The organism is Erwinia sp. (assembly GCF_049696395.1).
GTDB lineage: Bacteria > Pseudomonadota > Gammaproteobacteria > Enterobacterales > Enterobacteriaceae > Erwinia.
Window position 1 is genome coordinate 1 of the sequence record NZ_JBAVTT010000052.1, and the last position, 19,532, is coordinate 19,532.

The 19,532-nt window shown below is 52.8% G+C and carries 15 protein-coding genes, 1 rRNA gene and 1 pseudogene; 3 read left to right on the forward strand and 14 right to left on the reverse strand.

What is annotated here, in order from left to right; all coding sequences use genetic code 11:
* A 5S ribosomal RNA gene (gene rrf, locus WCC56_RS07185) occupies nt 1-73 on the forward strand; the annotation flags it as partial.
* Between the two features lie 343 nt (nt 74-416).
* Nucleotides 417-1,721 (forward strand): MFS transporter, encoded by a 1,305-nt coding sequence (locus WCC56_RS07190; protein WP_424691724.1) that lies wholly within the window; start codon nt 417-419, stop codon nt 1,719-1,721.
* On the opposite strand, the gene WCC56_RS07195 is transcribed toward WCC56_RS07190, so the two are convergent.
* From WCC56_RS07195 to trxC, 5 genes are all read right to left on the reverse strand, one after another.
* A complete protein-coding gene (locus tag WCC56_RS07195; RefSeq protein ID WP_424691725.1) occupies nt 1,718-2,038 on the reverse strand; it encodes a YfiM family lipoprotein in 321 nt (106 codons plus the stop codon). The two genes, WCC56_RS07190 and WCC56_RS07195, sit on opposite strands and share 4 nt — an antisense overlap.
* A 53-nt stretch (nt 2,039-2,091) precedes the next feature.
* The gene (pssA, locus tag WCC56_RS07200; protein ID WP_424691738.1) at nt 2,092-3,447 is read right to left on the reverse strand and encodes a CDP-diacylglycerol--serine O-phosphatidyltransferase; all 1,356 of its coding nucleotides are present in this window, start codon (nt 3,445-3,447) and stop codon (nt 2,092-2,094) included.
* 117 nt (nt 3,448-3,564) lie between these two features.
* Nucleotides 3,565-6,216: a GNAT family N-acetyltransferase gene (locus WCC56_RS07205; protein WP_424691726.1), complete on the reverse strand. Its 2,652-nt coding sequence runs from the start codon at nt 6,214-6,216 to the stop codon at nt 3,565-3,567.
* 92 nt (nt 6,217-6,308) lie between these two features.
* Nucleotides 6,309-7,016 carry a tRNA-uridine aminocarboxypropyltransferase gene (locus WCC56_RS07210; protein ID WP_424691727.1) on the reverse strand — a complete coding sequence of 236 codons (708 nt, stop codon included), beginning with the start codon at nt 7,014-7,016 and terminating at the stop codon, nt 6,309-6,311.
* Nucleotides 7,017-7,101: 85 nt separating this feature from the next.
* Nucleotides 7,102-7,521 (reverse strand): thioredoxin TrxC, encoded by a 420-nt coding sequence (gene trxC, locus WCC56_RS07215; protein ID WP_424691728.1) that lies wholly within the window; start codon nt 7,519-7,521, stop codon nt 7,102-7,104.
* A gap of 276 nt (nt 7,522-7,797) precedes the next feature.
* On the opposite strand from trxC, the gene WCC56_RS07220 reads away from it, so the two are divergent.
* Nucleotides 7,798-8,835: a tRNA/rRNA methyltransferase gene (locus WCC56_RS07220; protein ID WP_424691729.1), complete on the forward strand. Its 1,038-nt coding sequence runs from the start codon at nt 7,798-7,800 to the stop codon at nt 8,833-8,835.
* A 66-nt stretch (nt 8,836-8,901) separates the two neighbouring features.
* On the opposite strand, the gene emrB is transcribed toward WCC56_RS07220, so the two are convergent.
* The 9 genes and pseudogenes from emrB to WCC56_RS07265 form a co-directional block, all read right to left on the reverse strand.
* A complete protein-coding gene (gene emrB, locus WCC56_RS07225) occupies nt 8,902-10,437 on the reverse strand; it encodes a multidrug efflux MFS transporter permease subunit EmrB (RefSeq protein WP_424691730.1) in 1,536 nt (511 codons plus the stop codon).
* A 17-nt stretch (nt 10,438-10,454) separates the two neighbouring features.
* Nucleotides 10,455-11,627, reverse strand: a complete 1,173-nt coding sequence (gene emrA, locus WCC56_RS07230; RefSeq protein ID WP_424691731.1) for a multidrug efflux MFS transporter periplasmic adaptor subunit EmrA — start codon at nt 11,625-11,627, stop codon at nt 10,455-10,457.
* A gap of 162 nt (nt 11,628-11,789) precedes the next feature.
* Nucleotides 11,790-12,320: a transcriptional repressor MprA gene (mprA, locus tag WCC56_RS07235; RefSeq protein ID WP_424691732.1), complete on the reverse strand. Its 531-nt coding sequence runs from the start codon at nt 12,318-12,320 to the stop codon at nt 11,790-11,792.
* A gap of 144 nt (nt 12,321-12,464) precedes the next feature.
* Entirely contained in the window at nt 12,465-12,956 is a 492-nt protein-coding gene (locus WCC56_RS07240; protein WP_424691733.1) for a hypothetical protein, read from the reverse strand.
* 532 nt (nt 12,957-13,488) lie between these two features.
* Nucleotides 13,489-14,484, reverse strand: a complete 996-nt coding sequence (gene proX, locus WCC56_RS07245; RefSeq protein ID WP_424691734.1) for a glycine betaine/L-proline ABC transporter substrate-binding protein ProX — start codon at nt 14,482-14,484, stop codon at nt 13,489-13,491.
* Between the two features lie 77 nt (nt 14,485-14,561).
* On the reverse strand, nt 14,562-15,785 hold the full coding sequence (gene proW / locus WCC56_RS07250) for a glycine betaine/L-proline ABC transporter permease ProW (protein WP_424691735.1): 1,224 nt from the start codon (nt 15,783-15,785) through the stop codon (nt 14,562-14,564).
* Entirely contained in the window at nt 15,778-16,977 is a 1,200-nt protein-coding gene (proV, locus tag WCC56_RS07255) for a glycine betaine/L-proline ABC transporter ATP-binding protein ProV (RefSeq protein ID WP_424691736.1), read from the reverse strand. The genes proW and proV overlap by 8 nt, the downstream gene beginning before the upstream one ends.
* Nucleotides 16,978-17,372: 395 nt before the next feature.
* Entirely contained in the window at nt 17,373-18,332 is a 960-nt protein-coding gene (gene nrdF, locus WCC56_RS07260) for a class 1b ribonucleoside-diphosphate reductase subunit beta (protein ID WP_424691737.1), read from the reverse strand.
* A 42-nt stretch (nt 18,333-18,374) separates the two neighbouring features.
* Nucleotides 18,375-19,532, reverse strand: a pseudogene (locus WCC56_RS07265) (class 1b ribonucleoside-diphosphate reductase subunit alpha); the annotation flags it as partial.

Genomic DNA, 19,532 nt, shown 5'->3' on the forward strand with positions numbered 1-19,532 from the left:
ACTCAGAAGTGAAACGCCGTAGCGCCGATGGTAGTGTGGGGTCTCCCCATGCGAGAGTAGGGAACTGCCAGGCATCAAACAAGCAATAACCCCAGCCGGAAGGTTGGGGTTTTTTGCGTTTGCGGGAAGAGAAAATCCTCATTTTTGGGTGAAAACCACTCAATCAGGCTCCGCGAAGCCCTGTGAAACCGTCATAAGCCCCCCGAAAAAACCTGAAAATAGGGCCGCACTAGCCTGCGATGCCCATTGTCTCTGGTGATCCTGATTGCTTACTCTATAATCCAACCTGCTTCACAATTCTGTAACGTGAACACTTAAAATAATTCATTAACATCTTGCCGGTGAGGTCTACTACCGGTTGCTGTTTCACTTCTATCGCTAATTATTAGCAAGGAATAATAAAAGAGGTTAATTCTATGACAGATGCCACGTCAGAACGGCAGCCTGAGGCTACGACCGACGCGCTCTCCACGCGCCAGCGTATCTGGGCAATTGTAGGTGCATCATCAGGAAATTTAGTCGAGTGGTTTGATTTTTATGTCTATTCTTTCTGTTCCCTCTATTTTGCTCACGTCTTTTTCCCTTCCGGAAACCCAACGACACAGCTGTTACAAACTGCAGGCGTCTTTGCTGCTGGCTTTTTGATGCGTCCAATCGGTGGCTGGATGTTCGGCTACATTGGCGATAAGCACGGCCGTAAAAAATCGATGCTGATTTCAGTGTGCATGATGTGTTTTGGATCGCTGGTGATTGCCTGTTTACCAGGCTACGAGACAATCGGTGTCTGGGCTCCGGCATTGCTGCTGTTAGCGCGTTTATTCCAGGGATTGTCTGTAGGCGGTGAATACGGCACCAGTGCAACCTATATGAGTGAAGTGGCCGTAGAAGGGAAGAAAGGATTCTATGCCTCTTTCCAGTATGTCACTTTGATTGGCGGACAGCTGATGGCTTTGTTAACCGTGGTAGTGCTACAGCAAATCCTGAGTGATGAAGAACTTCGTGCATGGGGTTGGAGAATTCCCTTCGCCATCGGTGCTGTACTGGCAATCGTTGCGCTCTATCTGCGTCGATCCCTGAATGAAACGTCCGATCAGAAAACCCGTGAGCATAAAGATGCCGGATCGCTGCGTGGACTGTGGAAACATCGTCGCGCCTTTATTATGGTTCTTGGGTTTACTGCCGGAGGCTCGCTTAGCTTCTACACCTTCACCACTTATATGCAAAAGTATCTGGTAAACACCTCAGGTATGGATGCGCGAACGGCAAGCGTGTTGATGACCGCCGCCCTGTTCATTTTTATGCTGGCTCAGCCATTAATTGGCGCGCTTTCGGACAAAATTGGACGCCGTAGCTCAATGTTGATCTTTGGTGGGCTGGCCGCAGTCTGTACCGTGCCAGTGCTGACATTACTGCAAAACGTTAACAGTCCGTGGATGGCATTTGGCCTGGTCATGATCTCGTTGCTGATCACCAGCTTCTACACCTCGATCAGTGGGATCCTGAAAGCAGAGATGTTCCCACCTGAGGTTCGTGCGTTAGGGGTTGGATTGTCTTATGCGGTGGCCAATGCACTCTTTGGCGGTTCAGCCGAATATGTGGCGCTATCGCTGAAGGCTGCGGGAAGCGAAACTAGTTTCTTCTGGTATGTTTCCGCAATGGGCGCGGTGGCGTTCCTGGTGTCGCTGATGCTGCACCGCAGAGGGAATGGCATCAAGCTCTAACGGGCAAGACTCCATATTGTGTAGCCGGTGGCAGCACCGGCTACATCCCAGCTGAAATCCTTCCAGCTCCAGCCTGAACCCCCCTCACGACTGTCATACAACTCTTTCGCAGCACCCAAACTTAGTGCAAACATCAAACCGAAACTGGCACTCCGGCCTTCGCTCCAGTGCTGCTTATCACCATAAGCACTTCCTGTGCCCGACAGAACAGCTGAGGCAACAAAATGCTCCGCTTTATCCTTGCCGGTCCAGTTGTCCGTGGCCATATGGCTACAGCCGGTACAACAGAGAACCATCAGCAACAAGAGTTTGCGCATTGCTTCTCCCTGTAAAAAGGCCCCGTCACTGACAGGGCCTGATTTTAGCGGACTTACAGAATGCGGCTAATCAGCCTGTCGATACGGATACGGCGCAGACGGCGGATCAGCTTACGCACTTTCAGCGGATAATCGGCAATACTTTCCAGGTCGCGGAAATGCTCTACGACGGTCGTATTCTCACGGATCAGCGCCAGTTCATGGCGGCTCTGCTCAACCAACTCCTGAAGCGGATCGTGGATCAACACGGCATTCTCAAGATCCAGTCGCCAGGCTCGAGGATTAAGGTTGTTGCCGGTGATAAGTAGCCACTCGTCATCAACCCACATGCCTTTAAGGTGATAGCTGTTCTCGCCATCTTTCCACAGCCGAACGGTCAACTGCCCGTTACTGACGTAGTATTGCAGACGGCTAAGGAAGCGGCGGAGATTGATTTCATAAAGATAAGGCAGGGCGCCGATGATCTTAAAAGGCTGATCTTCAGGAATATAAAAGTCATTAGCCGTTTTGTCCCCAACGATAATCTCAACCTCACGGCCCTGACGCAGCAACCAGATAATGTTGCGCACCAGAATGGCTGGCATGTTGAAATACGGAGTACAGAGCGTCAGCTTTTGCTCAGCACAAGGCATCAGGTGGAAGATCGTCTTGTTTAGCAGACTGCGTTTACCTAAACCAACCAGTGGAGTGACCGCCAGCTGCTCATTATTAGCATCGCCTTTGAACTCATAATCAAACCCACGCAGATCCTGACGGAACTGGCGAGTTTCATTTTTAATTTCAGGGCTTTTCGGCCGCTCATGCTGATCAAGGCGGTGCACTGCTTCTGCCTGAATCAAGTTTTTCTCTATCCAGTCGAACATGGTGTTAGCCAGCGTAGGATTGGTGATCAACTGATAGCGGTCATAGCGGTATTTATCGTGCTGGTGCAGATAAACGTCATTCAGGCTGGCACCCGTGTAAAAGAGCGTATCATCGATGATCGACCCTTTCAGATGCAGCACGCCTAAGGCTTCACGCGTATTTACCGGCACGCCATAGACGGTGATTTTGATTTCGGGGTGAGCGTCTGCCAGCTCACAATACCAGTCAGCATTGGTCGCCGTTCGGGCGGCACCAATACGACCACGCTGTGCGCGGTGCCAGTCCACCAGGACACGGACATCCAGCTCCGGACGAAGACGCTTAGCTTCATACAACGCGTTGAGTATGCTGCGGCCGCCATCATCGTTTTCCAGATAGAGCGCCACAATGCAGATGCGCTGTTTGGCACCGGCAATCTTTTGCAGCAAAGTCTGGCGGAAATCAGCTGCGGAATACAGCGTAGTGAAGTCAGCAGCCGACTGAGACAGTTTTGGCAGTTGCGCAAGGTGCTGTTGGTGTTTATTACGTTTGAATTTAGACAACATCACAGTGCGTTTCTTCTCTGTTCATGGAATGGCCTTTTGCCATAAAATCATCACCCTAACCGCGAATATTACCATTAGTCGGGCCTGATGGTTTTAGTTTTACGTTTCCAGACATTATCAGGGCGGCGAAAAAGGCAGCGAAAGGGCCACAATGCCGTCTTCAATCTGCACATCTACCTTAAACCCCAGCTTGCGTGCCAGGGTGATCATCCCCTGATTGCCCGGCATGGTAATACCATTCAACTGCTGTAATCCGTGTTGACGGGTGTAGATAATCATCTTCTCCAGCAGCCGCCGACCCAGGCCCAGCCCTTTGAGATCGGAACGCACCAGTACGGAAAACTCCGCATCGATGTTATCGGCATCAGAAATGGCGCGCGTCACGCCAATGATCTCATCGCTACCGTTCTGCTGGCGTAGAGCGACAAACGCCATCTCTCGATCGTAGTCGATCTGCGTCATGTTAGCCAAATCGTCATGAGTGAACTCATTGATCTCACTGAAATAGCGGTAATAAAGATCCTCTTTCGTTACCTGGCTAATAAACTGCCTTAGCAAGGGTTCATCTTCTGGCAGAATGGGGCGGAACAGGCAGCTTTCCCCATTTTTCATCTCAACTCGTTCTTCCAGCGCATGAGGATAAGGGCGAATAGCCAGACGAGCGTCCGGATCGCCAACAAAATCGGCCAGCTGCATCGTGACATCCAGCAGTGAGAATCCACCGCCTGACGCCAGAAGAGGATGAATATCCAGTCGGACGATCTCAGGACAATCAACAATCAGGTTGGAGACCTGCACCAGAACCTGGCTGATCCCGGCAATATCAAGCGGCTGGAGCGCACTGCGACTGCGAATTTTGCCGCCTTTTATCGCCTGAATCACCAGATAGCGTGCCAGTGTCATATTCAGCGGCGGTAAAGCCACCACTGCTTGTTTATCCGCTTGCCACTCAATGCCGCCTTCTCCCAACATAATCATTGGACCAAAAACGGGGTCCTGTTCCACCACGATCCGCAACTCCTGGGCTCCGGCACGGTTTGCCATGCTCTGCACCAGAAGCCCATGGATATTCGCCTGTGGCCAGGCCAGTTTCACCCTGTCGATAATGGCTTCTGCAGCCTGTGCAACTTCGCTGGCCGTACGCAGATAGAGCATTACGCCCTGAACTTCAGATTTATGCGGAATGTCTGGCGATCGCAGCTTCAATGCCACCGGATAGCCGATCTGACCGGCGATGTGCACCGCTTCGGCACTGTCGCTGGCAATCCAGGTTGGCAACGTATTTAACCCGTAGGCACGTAAAATGGCCTGCACTTCATGCGTATCAAGAGTGGTGGCACCTTCATCCAGCGCCTGACGGATCAGATGATGAGCTTCAGCCGTATTGGCTGTCAGGTTAGGGGGGAGAGCGGGTGTTTCACGCAGCTGTTTCTGGTTACGGCGGTACTCCACCATATGCATAAAAGCAGTGACCGTACCTTCTGGCGTCCGGTAAGTTGGGATGCCAGCGTCACTGAACAACCTGCGCGCTTCCAGTGAAGAGAACTCTCCGCACCAGTTGGTCAGCAGGGAAACCTGTTTAGCTCGGGGATGTTTAACCAGGGGTTCAATCAGCTTTTGTGCCGTCAGTGTGGCAGGGGCGACGGCACTGGGAGCATGAATGATCATCAGCGCATCGATATCCGGGCTATCGAGTAACAGCGAGACCACCTGAAGATAGCGCTCTGGCGTGGCATCATCCTTTAAATCCAAAGGATTGCCCGCGCTAACTTCATCAGGCAGCAGGCTTTGCAAGTTAGTGAGCAGTTCCTCACTTAGTTGGGCCAGCTTGCCGTTTCTGGCATCCAGCGCATCCAATGCCAGCGCTGCAGGGGCCGCGCCATTACTGACGATCATTAACCGCTCGCCGCGTAACGGTCGCATATGGCTGAGCGTTTCAACCGCAGAGAACAGTTCATGCGTATCTTGCACCCGCAGCAAACCTGCACGCTGGATCGCCGCATCCCAGGCGGCATCGAGGCCTGCATGGGTTTTCAGCAGCCGTTGTGCCTGCTGGCTTCGGCCACTTTTAATCACCAGGATGGGTTTATTCCTTGAGGCACTTCGAGCGGCAGAGACAAAACGTCGGGCGTCACTCAAGTGCTCCAGATAGAGCAAGATAGCGCTGGTTTTGCCATCTCTGGCGAGGAAGTCCAACAAATCGTCAGCATCAATATCCAGGCTATCGCCCAGGGCAATAAACCAGGAAAAGCCGAGTTGCCTTTGCTGAGCCCAATCCAGAATAGTATTGGATACGGCGGCAGACTGAGAAATAAAGGCCAGCTTCCCTTTCTGAATCGCAACAGGTGAAAAGCTGGCATTCAGTCCCTGCCAGGGAGCAAGCAAGCCAAGGCTGTTGGGGCCGAGCAGGCGGATTTGCCACTCACTGGCACACTGCTTGAGTTCTTCAAGCTGGCTGGCAGGAGCAGAAAGAATGATACAGGCTTTACACCCGCGCTCACCCAGAGCTTTCAGCAGTTCAAGGTTGCGGCTGGCATGAGTGCAGAGAACGGCAAGGTCGGGCGATAAGGGCAGGCTGGCGATATCGGGCCAGGTGAGCACACCGCAAACGGCTTGGTACTTAGGATTGACCGGCAGGATGGGGCCGTTGAACCCCCCGGCCAGCAGGTTACGCATCATCAGGTAACCCGCGCGCTCTGGTCGTGAAGAGGCACCGATAACCGCAATCGATTTAGGTCTTAACAGCGCTTCTAATCCGCGTTGGCTCATTTCCACTCCCTTCGAAAAGACTCATCCTGATTCTAACGCTTTCTGGCTAGTCTGCAGGACTTAGCCAGCTATCACCGCACAGGATAAAGCTATCAGGGAAGAACTTCTTCGTGCGAAGCCGCATTTTGATGACGCGGGTGATGCGGTTTACCTGCAAGGTAGCGATGACGGAACAGATCAAAGTGGCGAAATAACGCTTCTCCGGCGGCGATATCACCAGCCTGAAGCAGCAGCTCGGCGGCCACTTCAGCGGTGCAGTGCTGACCTTCGGCATGAACTTCGCGCAATTGATAGTTCGACGGCCTGGTCAACGTCAGTGACATTACCGGTAAGGCATCAAGCCACGGGCTTTTACGGAACATCTTGCGGGCTTCAGTCCAGGTGCCATCAAGCATAATAAAGAGAGGGGGTTTGCCTGTCATTGGCGGGATGTTCATCACCGGACGTCCTGCATCGGCATAGGACTCAGGGAAAACCACCACCGGCTGAACGTCGGGATGTTGCACTGCGGCCAGTAAGGCAGGATCAGGATCGAGGCGCGACCAGCCAAACGCCTGAGTATCAGGCAGGATATCGGCGATTAAGCGGCCGGTATTACTTGGCTTCATCGGTTCAGTATCAAACATCACCAGACAGAAACGGCTGCGGGCTTGCTGGGGCTCCATCGTTGCACAAAGACAGTTTTTCTCTGGCAGCAGGCAGCGCTGGCAACGAATGGTTCGGTTACCTCGGGCAAGAAAAGGACGAGTGGCGCGAGCAAGGCGCTCAGCGCGCAGGCGCAGGACAGCGTTTTCAGTCATGGGAGCTAATCTGAGGAAAACATCATTCTACTGGAAATGGCTGTTCAGCAGTAGTGGCCAGGCAAGCCTGACCACTGAGGGAAAATCAGATGTTTTCGTTCAGCCACTCATCAAACTGTGTTTTTGGCATCGCCCCATTGAGCATATCTACCATCTTGCCCTGCTTATAAACCATAATGGTAGGGATGCTGCGGATACGAAAACGGGCGCTGAGCTCAGGTTCAGCTTCAGTATTCACCTTAATAAAGCGCACTTTACCGCTGCGTTCGTCGGCCACGTTTTCATAAACGGGGGCGAAGTTGACGCAAGGGCCGCACCACGGTGCCCAAAAGTCGATGACCACGGGCAGTTCATCCTGCAGATACTTATCCAGCGTGGCGGCCGTGGCGTTAACCACTTCACCTGAAAATAATTCGCTGCCGCAGCGGCCGCATTTCGCGCCATCAGTAATACGCTCTGGCGGAACGCGATTCGTCGCCTGACATGAAGCACAAACCGTATTCATTGAGTCACCTCGGTGATGAGTTGGGGGTAAGCATTTACTTACCGCATTCCTGAGAAAAGTGACGATAATTATGGTTGAGGGAGCCTCAACCAACAAAGTGATTTGTTCAATGGGTATAATAGGCTGTGGCTGACAGAATTTTCAGCATCTTCAACCCGGGAGAAGAGAGCACGCTGCCCGGATAACGCGTACGACGCGGTTTTAGTGGAAGTTGATAGCTAAGAGCCGCCACATCAGGTACTCTGCGCGCTTCGCGCTCAGCCGGGTGGAGGGAAAATGAACGACGAATTTAAAGGTAAAAGCGGCAAAGTCAAAGTGATGTATGTCCGCGGTGATGACGAGAGTAACAAAGGCGGGCAAAATCCCCGCACTGGTAAAGGTGGACCTCGTCAGGATGGCAGTCGTCGTCCTGCTTCACGCACCAACACAGACAGCAAACCGCGTGGCGGGCGCGATCGCGACGTAGCTCCTGGTGATTCACCATGGCGCACGGTTTCACGCGCTCCGTCCGCAATCGATGACAGCAAACCGGATCACGGTGGCATCAGCGGTAAAAGTTATATCGACCCGGAGCAGATCCGCCGTCAACGTCTGGAAGAGACGCGCGTGTATGGCGAAAATGCCTGCCAGGCCCTGTTCCAGAGCCGTCCGGACTGCATCGTGCGTGCCTGGTTTATTCAGGAAGTGACCCCGCGTTTCCGCGAGGCACTGAAATGGATGGCGGCCAACCGTAAAGCTTATCATGTGGTGGACGAGGCCGAACTGGTCAAAGCGTCTGGCACAGAGCACCACGGTGGCGTCTGCTTCCTGATCAAAAAACGTGTAGGGATGCCAGTCAGCGAGTGGCTTTCCAACGCGGGCGAGAAAGATTGCGTAGTAGCGCTGGAACAGATTGGTAACCCACACAACCTGGGCGGCATGATGCGCAGCTGTGCGCATTTCGGTGCGAAAGGATTGCTGGTGGACGATGCTTCGTTACTCGAGTCTGGTGCAGCAGTGCGCACGGCAGAAGGTGGCGCAGAGCATGTTCAGGCTATCAGCGGCGAAAGCTTTGCTGAAGGTCTGAATGCTTTCCGTAAAGCGGGCTACACCATCGTGACCACTTCCAGCCATAAAGGAACCCCGTTAGCGCAGGCTGAACTGCCCGCTAAAACGGTTCTGGTTCTGGGGCAAGAGCGTGATGGTCTGTCAGACAGCACCTGGCAACAGGGCGATCTGAGCGTGTCCATCAGCGGTACCGGCAACGTTGAAAGTCTTAACGTTTCGGTAGCGACCGGCATTCTGCTGGCAGAATGGTGGCGTCAGAACGCTTAAGCTGTTGCTACAAAGAAAAACGGGCCCCGCAAGGGCCCGTTTTTTTTGGCTGAAAATCAGCAAACATCAGTGTGCGCCACCGCCGCCGCCGCCAGCACCAAACGGTGGACGGGCGAACCAGATCAGCACCAGCAGGAACAGGAACACCGCCGCCGAAGCCCAGAAGATCTCATTGGCTGAGATAATCAGCCCCTGATTAGTGATCTGTTGGGCAATCCAGGCTGAGGCCTGATCGTGCGTCATCCCCAACTTCTCCAGCTTGCTGTACATCTCCTGCGAGTTAACGTTGTAAGCGTTCACTGACTCGCTGAGGTAACTATGGTGCATCGATTCCCGGTCAGTCCACAGGGTTGTGGTGATCGAGGTGCCGATTGAGCCTGCCAGCGTTCGCGTAAAGTTCGACAGGCTGGAGGCCGCCGCCATCCGTTCGGGGGGAAGCCCGGAAAGGGTGATGGTGGTCAGTGGCATAAAGAAGCAGGCCACCGCAAAGCCCTGAATAAATTGTGGCCACGCGGAAGCGCCAAAATTCATTCCTGGTTCAAACGTATACGCTCGCCAGTAGAAGCAGACGGCATACATGATGAAGCTGAAGGTGACCAGCTTTCGCATATCCAGCTTATGTGCGAACCGGCCGATTATCGGCGACAGGATCACCGGGATAATACCAACAGGTGCCGAAGCTAACCCCGCCCAGGTTGCCGTGTAACCATAGACTTCCTGCAGCAGCTGCGGCAACAGCACTATCGAGCCGAAATAGAGCATATAGGCCAGACTGATCGACAGGCAACCAATGGTGAAGTTTCGCGATTTAAACAGCGATAAATCCACTATCGGATGATCATCAGTCAGCTCCCACACCAACAGGACAAGGAGAGCGATGACCGCCACCACCGTCAACACAACTATTTCTGGTGAGCTGAACCAGTCCAACTCTTTACCGCGGTCAAGCATGACCTGAAGACAGCCTATCCCAACGACAAGTAACACCAGCCCGACGGTATCAATCGGCCTTATTACTGTCGGCGTCTCCCGATTTCGCAGGGTTTGCAGGGCCAGCATCACGACCACCACGCCAATCGGCACGTTGATAAAGAAGATCCAACCCCAGTGATAGTTATCACTGATCCAGCCGCCCAAAATCGGTCCACAGATAGGTGCCACAATCACCGTCATCGCCCATAACGACAGGGCGACGCTTCTCTTCGCTGGCGGATAGTTGTTGAGGAGCAGGCTCTGTGAGAGTGGGATCAGCGGGCCTGCAACCACACCCTGAACCACGCGGAAGAAGATCAGCATAGTCAGGCTGTCGGACATGCCGCACAGCCATGAGGCCACGGCAAAGGCCGCCGTTGACCACAGGAACAGCTTTACCTCGCCTACGCGTTTAGCCAGCCAGCCGGTGATTGGGATTGAGATGGCGTTAGCCACCCCAAAGGAAGTGATAACCCAAGTGCCCTGGGAGTTTGAGGCTCCCAGGTTACCGGCGATTGTCGGGATAGCCACGTTAGCGATGGTGGAATCCAACACCTGCATAAACGTGGCCAGCGACAAGGCGATGGTCATCAGAACAAGCTGGCCACCCTCAAGCGGTTTTTGTGCCATACCAGCCTCCCGCTTTCTTAACCAGCATTGGCGCGGATGATGTCAGTAATCATCTTATCAGCAGGCGCTAAATCCAGTGCCAGAGCATTGGTTTCGTAAGCTGGCGCTGAGCGAACGCTGGTAGCCAGCACGCCGCCATCGGTATTGGTTGTATCTACACTGACCAGCGTCGAAAGACCAATACGCAACGGATGCTTAGCCACTTCCTTTGGATCCAGCTCGATACGCACGGGCAGACGCTGAACCACTTTTATCCAGTTACCGGTGGCATTCTGTGCCGGAAGCAGGGAGAAGGCGCTACCGGTACCCATATCAAGGCCGACAACTTTGCCGTGGTAAACCACATCGTCACCATAGATGTCGCTGATTACCGTGGCAGCCTGGCCGATACGAACACCCGCTAACTGGGTTTCTTTGAAGTTAGCATCCACCCACAGGTTATGGGCAGGAACAATCGCTAACAACGGCGTGGTAGAGGAGATCTGTGAGCCGACCTGCACGCTACGACGAGAAACATAGCCATCAACCGGGCTGACAACGTCGGTACGCTGTAAGGCCAGCCATGCATCGCGCAGTTCAGCCGCACTCTGCTTAACAGCCGGCTGATTTTCCAGCGACGTATTGAGGATCATGGCCTGATTCGCGTTGTATTGCTGGGTAGCAACATCCAGCTGAGCTTTCGCTGTGGCTACGGCATCACGCGCGTGTTGCAGATCTTCCCGGCCAATCAGGTTCGCGGCCCCTAAAGGCTCACGGCGTTTCAAATCGGACTGAGCCTGCTCCAGCGCGGTCTTTTGCAGATCGATAGTGGCCTGATACTGCTTACCATTAATGATCAGCTGATGAGTCTGGCGAACGGTGGTAGCAAGAGCAGTCTGCGCTTTTTCAAACGCCTGTTGGGCATCTGTTTTATCCAGCGAAATCAGCACATCGCCCTTTTTGACATAATCAGTATTGTCGAACCACACTTTATTGACGCTGCCAGAAACCTGCGCCATGACCTGCGCCTGATTGCCAGCTACATACGCATCATCGGTTTCCTGATAATGGCGCAACACCATAAACCAGTACACCAGGTAAGCCACCCCGATACCTATGAACAGCACGGCAAGAAAAAGTAACGCTATTTTACGTTTTTTCTTTTTATTCGCCGGCGGTTGCGGGTTTTGGATCTCCGCATTTGCACTCATGGTTTTCTCCACTTATCCATGCCAACCGGGCATGACTCTGCTGAGCCATGCCCGGATTCTAAAATGCCAGCGGGTTAGCGCTGGCATAAATCAAAAATTTGCGGTCTAAAATAGCGGTTACTGGCAGGCAGGTTGTCGCACAATATGCTATTGAGGCAAAGGTTATCTTGAAAGGGCGGTCACCACTTCCTCTTCATCCATTTGATCCAGTCGTGTCAATAGCTTACGAGTGATGCCTTCTAACTGGGTTTTTTCTGAAGCATTCAGCGAAGACCACAGCAACTGCAGACACTGATGCTGAGGAGGCAGCAACTGACGCAGGAACTCATTGCCTTTATCGGTCAGGTGCAGGTGCAGGCAGCGGCGATCGCTGTCGCTTTCACGGCGTTCAATCCAGCCGCGCTTTTCAAGTTCATCGGCGATGCGGGTGGCGTTAGTACGGGATGACCCCAGCGCAGCACTAAGTTCTGAAGGCTGAATGCTGTGATTTTCCTGGGCATCAAGGGTGATCAATGCCATGAACAACGTCTCGTTAATTCCCTGAGCCTTGAGCATTTTGTTGCGGTTTTCCAGCAGTTTGCTCTGCATGTGCATGCACAGTCGCGTCAGCATGATTTCCTGTAACGGGAAATCTTTCTGGCGGTTAGCGCGGAAATTTAGCATCTGTTCAATGGGAGAAAACGAACTTTCCATCTGGGACCTCATAAGTTGCAACTGGTATTGTAACGATGGTGATAAGTCAAAGCATCACTCCTGCCGGCAGGGCTGATTCACAGGCCGGTGGACACCATCCGTAATTTCCAGGTCACTCCATAACCCAGGGCGCTCAGCAGCATCTTAAAGGGCGATACTGCTGGTGTTATAAAAGGTAATACCTCGGCCTAAGCCCCTGCGGGTAAGCCCAAAACGACCCTGAAACTGAACAAATCCGCTAACACACCGTTTCAGCAGCATTGTGCAGATGGAGGCGAAGCGGCGGCTGCTCAGTCGCAGGCCGACACTACTCTGCCCGACAGGCGGAGTAGATTTATTGGCGTGCAGTAAATTCAGTAAAGAGAGGATCGGAAAAACGAGGCTCTTAACCAACACACCAGGTAACAAGTTTGTGGTCTTCAACGGGGTAAAAAAAGACTGACTGATGGCCGCGAACACCGCGCAGCAGAAGGAGGTCACTTGCAGGAAAGTAAAGTCAGCGCTGGTCTTGTTTCGACAGGAAGCCAAGGCAAAGGGCAGAGAAGCGATGATTACCGACACGGCGCCAACCAGGCTTTCGCCTCGGGTTGCCTGCCTGTCATCAATGTTGCCCAGTTCGTTAACTTGTACGGACATTCTGAACGTCTTCCTGCCTGTGACTTAATAGTTTCATACGAAAAAATAACTAACATGAATAAGTACAAGCTAACCATACCAGACTGTGTAAACGCTTAACAGGGCAGTCACCCTGAAATTTACGCAATTTACTATGTGCAGGCTAAGAAATAGGCTGCTTATTATGTGCCCCTCGCCATACCGGTGAAAGAGTAAGCCACGTTAACATATCGCTAGCACATTCTGCACGCTGGTAGCCAGTAGACTGAAATGCCTGGTAAAAATCCCTACGCCTGCTGAACCACTCAACCTTAGAGCGTCTTCGAAATAGCCATTAAAGGGGAAATATCAAGAAAGACCCTCACTGTTCAGAGAGCAGTGATGTGGGTGAAGACCAGCATGCGGGGATTTCATCACGATCAGTAGGGTAGTAAAAATTTGAGGGCAAGGGTAACCCAAATTACTGTTTCACTCACAGATTAATTAACAGGACAAACCAGTACAAAAAAGGGGCGACGCAAGCGCCACCCCTTTTTACTCCTTCGCATGCAGATTATTTCGCTGCAGCCATCGCGTCTTTTACCCAACCATCAAACTGGGCCTGGTGAGCTTTGATCCAGCCATCAACATGTGCGTTGATATCGTCTTCAGAAGACTGGCCCTGATGCATACGTGAGTTCTGCGCATTGATATCAGCAATAGGCAGCTTCATCTCAGAGAACAGTTTAGCCGCAGCCGGGTTTTTCTCAGCCCAGACTTTATTGGCTACGATATGCATGGTGTTAACCGGGAAACCGTAGTTCGCGCCGTTAGGCAGTTTGGTATCCACCTCTTTCTGAGCGCCAGGCATAGAAGAGAACGGCACCTGCAGCCAGACGGTATCACGGCCCGGAACCAGCACATCACTTACCCAGTAAGGCGTCCAGGTGTAGTACAGAATGGGTTTGCCTTCTTTAAAGCGGGTGATGGTGTCGGCGATCATCGCGGAATAGTTACCCTGGTTATGCACCACGGTATCCGTCAGGCCATAAGCTTTGATCTGGTGGTTTATCACCGCTTCACAGCCCCAGCCTGGCGTACAACCCGTCAGGTCTGCCTTGCCATCATCGTTGCTGTCGAACAGCTTCGCCAGCTTAGGATCTTTCAACTGATCAATACGGGTGATGTGGTATTTCTCTGCGGTTTTCTTGTCGATCAGGTAACCCTGAGCCGCCCCCTGAACATAGGTTCCTTCACGGAAAAACTTCTTATCTCCGCCCGCCGCGTTGTACATATCGTCATGTAACGGCTTCCAGTTAGTGGCGATAAAGGTGCCGTCACCAGCAGCGATAGTGGTATACGCCACGTTGTAATCAACCTCACTTGGCTGATCCACGGTGTAACCCAGTTTTTCCAGCGCGCGGCTGATCAGCAGGGTCTGGAAGGTTTCTTCTGAAATGGTGCTCTGAACGGGCTTAACGGTAATGCCTTTGCCTGGCAGATCGGCAGCGGAAACCTGAGTGGCAACCAGGGTAGTCAATGCGGCGGCTAACAATGCTGTCTTACGCATGGGATATCCTTTTTTTGAGTTATCGTAGCTTGGGCTGCTGGTGGGGCAATCGGGCACGCCATCAGCAGCAGAAGGGGTTACTTGATAAACGGACGGGTAAACAGGCCCAGAGGTCCGGTGGTATACCATCGACGTGCACCACGGCTGCGGCTGTCGCGGCCAACAGACTGCGTCAGGCGGTCAAGGATAATGGCGAGGATGACGATGCCCACCCCACCAACGGTCGCCAGACCCATATCCAGACGACCAATGCCTCGCAGAACCATCTGACCCAAACCGCCTACAGCGATCATCGAAGCGATAACCACCATCGACAGCGCCAGCATCAGCGTCTGGTTAACACCAGCCATGATGGTTGGCATCGCCAGTGGCAGTTGCACTTTAAACAGCATCTGACGCGGGCTTGCGCCAAAGGATTCACCGGCTTCAATCAGATCGGCCGGTACCTGCTTAATTCCCAGGATGGTCAGACGAACAATCGGCGGCAGCGCAAAGATAATGGTCACTACAACGCCTGGCACATTGCCGATACCAAACAGCATCACAATCGGAACCAGATAAACGAAGGCTGGCGTAGTCTGCATCGCATCCAACAGCGGCCGGATAAATTTCGCCGCTCTGTCGGACCTGGCCAGCCAGATGCCCATTGGCAAGCCGATAAGAATGCAGAACAGCAGGGCGGTCAGCACTAACGCCAGCGTCACCATTGCCTGTGACCAGGCTCCGATAGCACCGATGGCTATCAGTGACACCAGCGTGGCAATTCCCATTCCCAGGCTGGACATCTGCCAGGCAATCAGGGCAAAAATGACGATGGCGACCGGTGCAGGCATGCCCAGCAGCAATTGCTGGAAAGCGCTGAGGATATAATCCACCGGCACGCGAATGCCCTGGAACAGTGGACGGAAGTGGGAAACAATCCAGTCGATGCCGGTAGTCACCCAGCTGTCCAGAGGGATCAGCGTCTTGTGGAACGGGTCGAGAATATTGAAGTGTTCTACTTTTGGAGCCGGTGCGCTGTTTAACCAGTCGCTGCCGCTGGCTGCCGCTGCATCGTGGCCGCCTGATGGCGTTCCCCAGGCATCGCCACCGCCAGTAGGGGCTGCGTCTGTTGGGGCTGAACTGGCGCCACCGCCGTCTGAAGGCGCTGCGGTAGACCAGGGATCGCTGCTGGCAGCAGACTGTGCGCCATCCGTTGCTGGCGAGCTGGTGGCTGCTTGTGCGCTCTCTGCTGCTGGTGCGTTAGTCGCTGGCTGGCTCGAGGCCGCCCACGGATCGGTTGCGGTTGTTTGTTCACTCATTGCTGGCTCCTTCGCGGTCTAATGCCTGTAGTAACGTGCCTTTGGAGATAATCCCGATGTACTGATTGTCTTCACCAACAATGGGCACGGCACAAGGTGCCTGCGCCACGTGGGTCAGCAAGTCGCTCAGCGAGGTATCGCCAGGCACGGCAGCAGGCGTAGCAAGAATGGCGCCATCCAGACCTTCACCGGAAGCCAGAGCAGCTTTCAGAGAATCCGTAGAGACCACACCAACGAAGCGCTGTTTTTCCAGGATATAACCGTATTCACGGTCAGCATCCTGCAACAGCTTAAGCGCAGAGCGAGGGCCAAAACCTGGGGCTTTACGCATCAGGGCACCAGCACTGCGGCGGGCAATATCTTTCGCGCTGAAGACGTGGCTGATATCCACGCCACGGAAGAAGGTACGAACATAGTCATTGGCCGGGTTATTCAGGATCTCATCCGGGGTTCCTACCTGAATCACTTCACCGCCCTGCATAATGGCAATCCGGTCGCCGATACGCATCGCTTCATCAAGGTCATGGGAAATAAACACGATGGTACGCTGGTGGCGGGACTGCAATTTCACCAGCTCATCCTGCATTTCGGTACGGATTAACGGATCAAGTGCTGAGAAGGCTTCATCCATCAATAAAATATCCGGGTTTATCGCCAGAGCGCGGGCTAATCCAACGCGCTGACGCATACCGCCAGATAATTCGTCCGGGTAAGCATGAGCATAATTATCCAGGCCCACCTGACGTAGCGCGTCGAGCGCTTTTTCCTGACGTTCCTGTAACGGGATGCCCGCTAATTCCATACCGAAAGCGGCATTATTTAGTACCGACATATGCGGCATTAATGCGAACGACTGGAATACCATGCTGATTTTATTTCGGCGAACTTCGCGAAGTTCTTTGTCGGATATTTTTGCAATATCGACACCATCAATGATGACCTGACCCCGAGTGGGTTCTATCAGACGATTGAGAAGGCGAACCATGGTGGATTTTCCTGAACCGGACAACCCCATGATCACGAATATCTCGCCTTCTTCAATGGCCAGACTGGCATCTTTCACCCCGAGAGAGAGTCCTGTTTTCTCGAGCAGTGCTTCTTTGCTGATCCCCTTCTCGATATGCTTAAACGCACGATCGGGATTTTCCCCAAATACCTTATATAAATTCTTAACTTCTAGTTTAATTGCCATGCAATATTTAAATTCCTTGTTAGCGGTTAATTTCTTATATTTCTTCTTTCACCTGGCTGAATATTAGCGGGCTATACCGTAGCACACTGAGATTCTGAGACAACCCTTCAGGCGCTTTCTGGAAATTAGCGCTGAGACAAGGATCTCTGAAAATGCCAGTAGGGGTAAGGGATTGCGGCGAATTGTGACGGCGGAAAATAAATGAATATTTCGGTCAGAATGATCCGGCAAAGCGCCGAATTATTGCCTCAGCCAGGCTGTTTGGGTGTCAAATAAGGCACACAAAACTGCCATTAATCTGTCATTTATTTTTTGTTGAACGACTGATTAATAAAAAATAAATGGCAGGGGATAAGGAGAAAGATGGCTGCCGGGCGCAGCCATCAGGCAGGCTGTTAAAAATTCCAGTCTTCATCTTCAGTATCGACCGCTTTGCCCATCACATAGGACGAGCCCGAGCCGGAGAAGAAATCGTGATTTTCATCGGCATTAGGGGATAACGCCGAGAGGATTGCCGGGTTCACATAGGTCATTTCTGCCGGGAAAAGCGCTTCATAACCCAGGTTCATCAGCGCCTTGTTGGCGTTGTAGTGCAGGAATTTTTTGACCTCATCACTCCAGCCCACGCCATCGTACAGAGCTTCGGTGTAAGCCAGTTCGTTCTCATAAAGCGCCAGCAGCAACTCAACGGCAAATTGTTGCAGATCGTCTTTACGGGCCTGGCTCTCTTTCTCCAGTGCTACCTGGTACTTATAACCGATGTAATAGCCGTGTACCGCCTCATCTTTAATAATCAGACGGATGAGATCGGCGGTATTGGTCAGCTTGCCGCGGCTTGACCAGTACATCGGCAAATAGAAGCCGGAATAGAACAAGAAGGACTCCAGAAATACGCTGGCGATCTTCTTCTTCAGCGGATCGTCATGATGGTAATGCTCCAGGATGATCTCGGCTTTGCGCTGAAGCGCGGGGTTCTCCTCACTCCATGCGTAGGCGGCGTCCACATCGGTGGTATGACAAAGCGTGGAGAAGATTGAACTGTAAGAACGGGCGTGAACGGCCTCCATAAAGCTGATGTTAGACATCACCGCTTCTTCATGAGGCGTCACCGCATCGGCCATCAGCGCTGGGGCACCAATGGTGTTCTGAATCGTGTCCAATAAGGTGAGCCCGGTAAACACCCGGATAGTCAGCTGTTGTTCATCCGCATCCAGGCTGTTCCAGGCGGGTATATCATTCGAGAGTGGCACTTTTTCCGGCAGCCAGAAGTTGGCGGTCAGACGGTTCCAGACTTCCAGATCTTTTTCATCTTCGATCTGGTTCCAGTTAATGGCTTGTACACGTTTTAAGGTCATGTTTTATCTTCCGGGGCGCATTATCCGCCCCTTATCGTGAGATTACAGCGAGCAGGAAACGCAACCTTCCACTTCGGTCCCTGACAGGGCCATCTGGCGCAGGCGAATGTAATAAAGCGTTTTAATGCCTTTCTTCCAGGCGTAAATCTGTGCCTTGTTGATGTCGCGCGTCGTGGCGGTATCGCGGAAGAACAGCGTCAGAGAAAGCCCCTGGTCGACATGGCGCGTGGCCTCGGCGTAGGTATCGATAATCGCTTCAGGCCCGATATCATAGGCATCGCGGTAGAAGGCCTGATTATCGTTATTCATAAACGGGGCAGGATAATAAACGCGGCCCGTTTTGCCTTCTTTGCGGATTTCAATCCGTGAAACGATAGGATGAATACTCGACGTCGCGTGATTGATATAAGAGATAGAACCTGTAGGGGGAATAGCCTGAAGATTCTGGTTATAGATCCCGTATTTCATGACCGCTTCACGCAGTTCCAGCCACTCCTTCTGGCCTGGTAACTCTATTCCCGCGCGGGAAAACAGCGCGGCAACTTCCGCAGTACGCGGCTGCCAGTTTTGCTCAACGTACTGCGCAAAGTATTCGCCGCTGGCATAGCGTGATTCTTCAAACCCGGCAAAGCGCTCTCCGCGCTCCTGAGCAATCAGATTAGAGGTGCGCAGGGCATGATAGGTGATGGTGTAGAAATAGAGGTTGGTGAAGTCCAGCGCCACCTCAGAACCATACTGAATACCTTCACGCGCCAGATAGCCGTGCAGGTTCATTTGCCCAAGGCCAATGGCGTGCGATTGCGCATTACCGCGTTCAATCGAAGGCACTGAATGGATATGGCTCTGATCGGATACCGCCGTCAAACCGCGAACGGCAATTTCCACCGTGCGGGAGAAATCGGGTGAATCCATGGTGTGGGCAATATTCAGTGAACCCAGATTACAGGAGATATCCTTGCCGATGCGGCGATAGCTGAGGTCGTCGTTGTAGTCGGTTGGCGTATTCACCTGCAGGATCTCTGAGCAAAGGTTGCTCATATTAATCCGGCCTTTAATCGGATTCGCACGGTTCACCGTATCTTCAAACATGATGTACGGATAGCCGGACTCGAACTGGATTTCTGCCAGCGTCTGGAAAAACTCGCGCGGATTGATAAAGGTGCGGGTGATACGTTGATCCGCCAGCATCTCTTCGTACTT

Excerpts from the sequence above, each read along its gene's own strand:
- WCC56_RS07190 (WP_424691724.1), top strand. The coding sequence starts at position 417 with ATGACAGATGCCACGTCAGAACGGCAGCCTGAGGCTACGACCGACGCG.
- WCC56_RS07220 (WP_424691729.1), top strand. The coding sequence starts at position 7,798 with ATGAACGACGAATTTAAAGGTAAAAGCGGCAAAGTCAAAGTGATGTAT.
- nrdF (WP_424691737.1), bottom strand. The coding sequence starts at position 18,332 with ATGACCTTAAAACGTGTACAAGCCATTAACTGGAACCAGATCGAAGAT.
- mprA (WP_424691732.1), bottom strand. The coding sequence starts at position 12,320 with ATGGAAAGTTCGTTTTCTCCCATTGAACAGATGCTAAATTTCCGCGCT.
- WCC56_RS07195 (WP_424691725.1), bottom strand. The coding sequence starts at position 2,038 with ATGCGCAAACTCTTGTTGCTGATGGTTCTCTGTTGTACCGGCTGTAGC.
- WCC56_RS07205 (WP_424691726.1), bottom strand. The coding sequence starts at position 6,216 with ATGAGCCAACGCGGATTAGAAGCGCTGTTAAGACCTAAATCGATTGCG.
- emrA (WP_424691731.1), bottom strand. The coding sequence starts at position 11,627 with ATGAGTGCAAATGCGGAGATCCAAAACCCGCAACCGCCGGCGAATAAA.
- WCC56_RS07240 (WP_424691733.1), bottom strand. The coding sequence starts at position 12,956 with ATGTCCGTACAAGTTAACGAACTGGGCAACATTGATGACAGGCAGGCA.
- pssA (WP_424691738.1), bottom strand. The coding sequence starts at position 3,447 with ATGTTGTCTAAATTCAAACGTAATAAACACCAACAGCACCTTGCGCAA.
- emrB (WP_424691730.1), bottom strand. The coding sequence starts at position 10,437 with ATGGCACAAAAACCGCTTGAGGGTGGCCAGCTTGTTCTGATGACCATC.
- trxC (WP_424691728.1), bottom strand. The coding sequence starts at position 7,521 with ATGAATACGGTTTGTGCTTCATGTCAGGCGACGAATCGCGTTCCGCCA.
- WCC56_RS07210 (WP_424691727.1), bottom strand. The coding sequence starts at position 7,016 with ATGACTGAAAACGCTGTCCTGCGCCTGCGCGCTGAGCGCCTTGCTCGC.
- proX (WP_424691734.1), bottom strand. The coding sequence starts at position 14,484 with ATGCGTAAGACAGCATTGTTAGCCGCCGCATTGACTACCCTGGTTGCC.
- proV (WP_424691736.1), bottom strand. The coding sequence starts at position 16,977 with ATGGCAATTAAACTAGAAGTTAAGAATTTATATAAGGTATTTGGGGAA.
- proW (WP_424691735.1), bottom strand. The coding sequence starts at position 15,785 with ATGAGTGAACAAACAACCGCAACCGATCCGTGGGCGGCCTCGAGCCAG.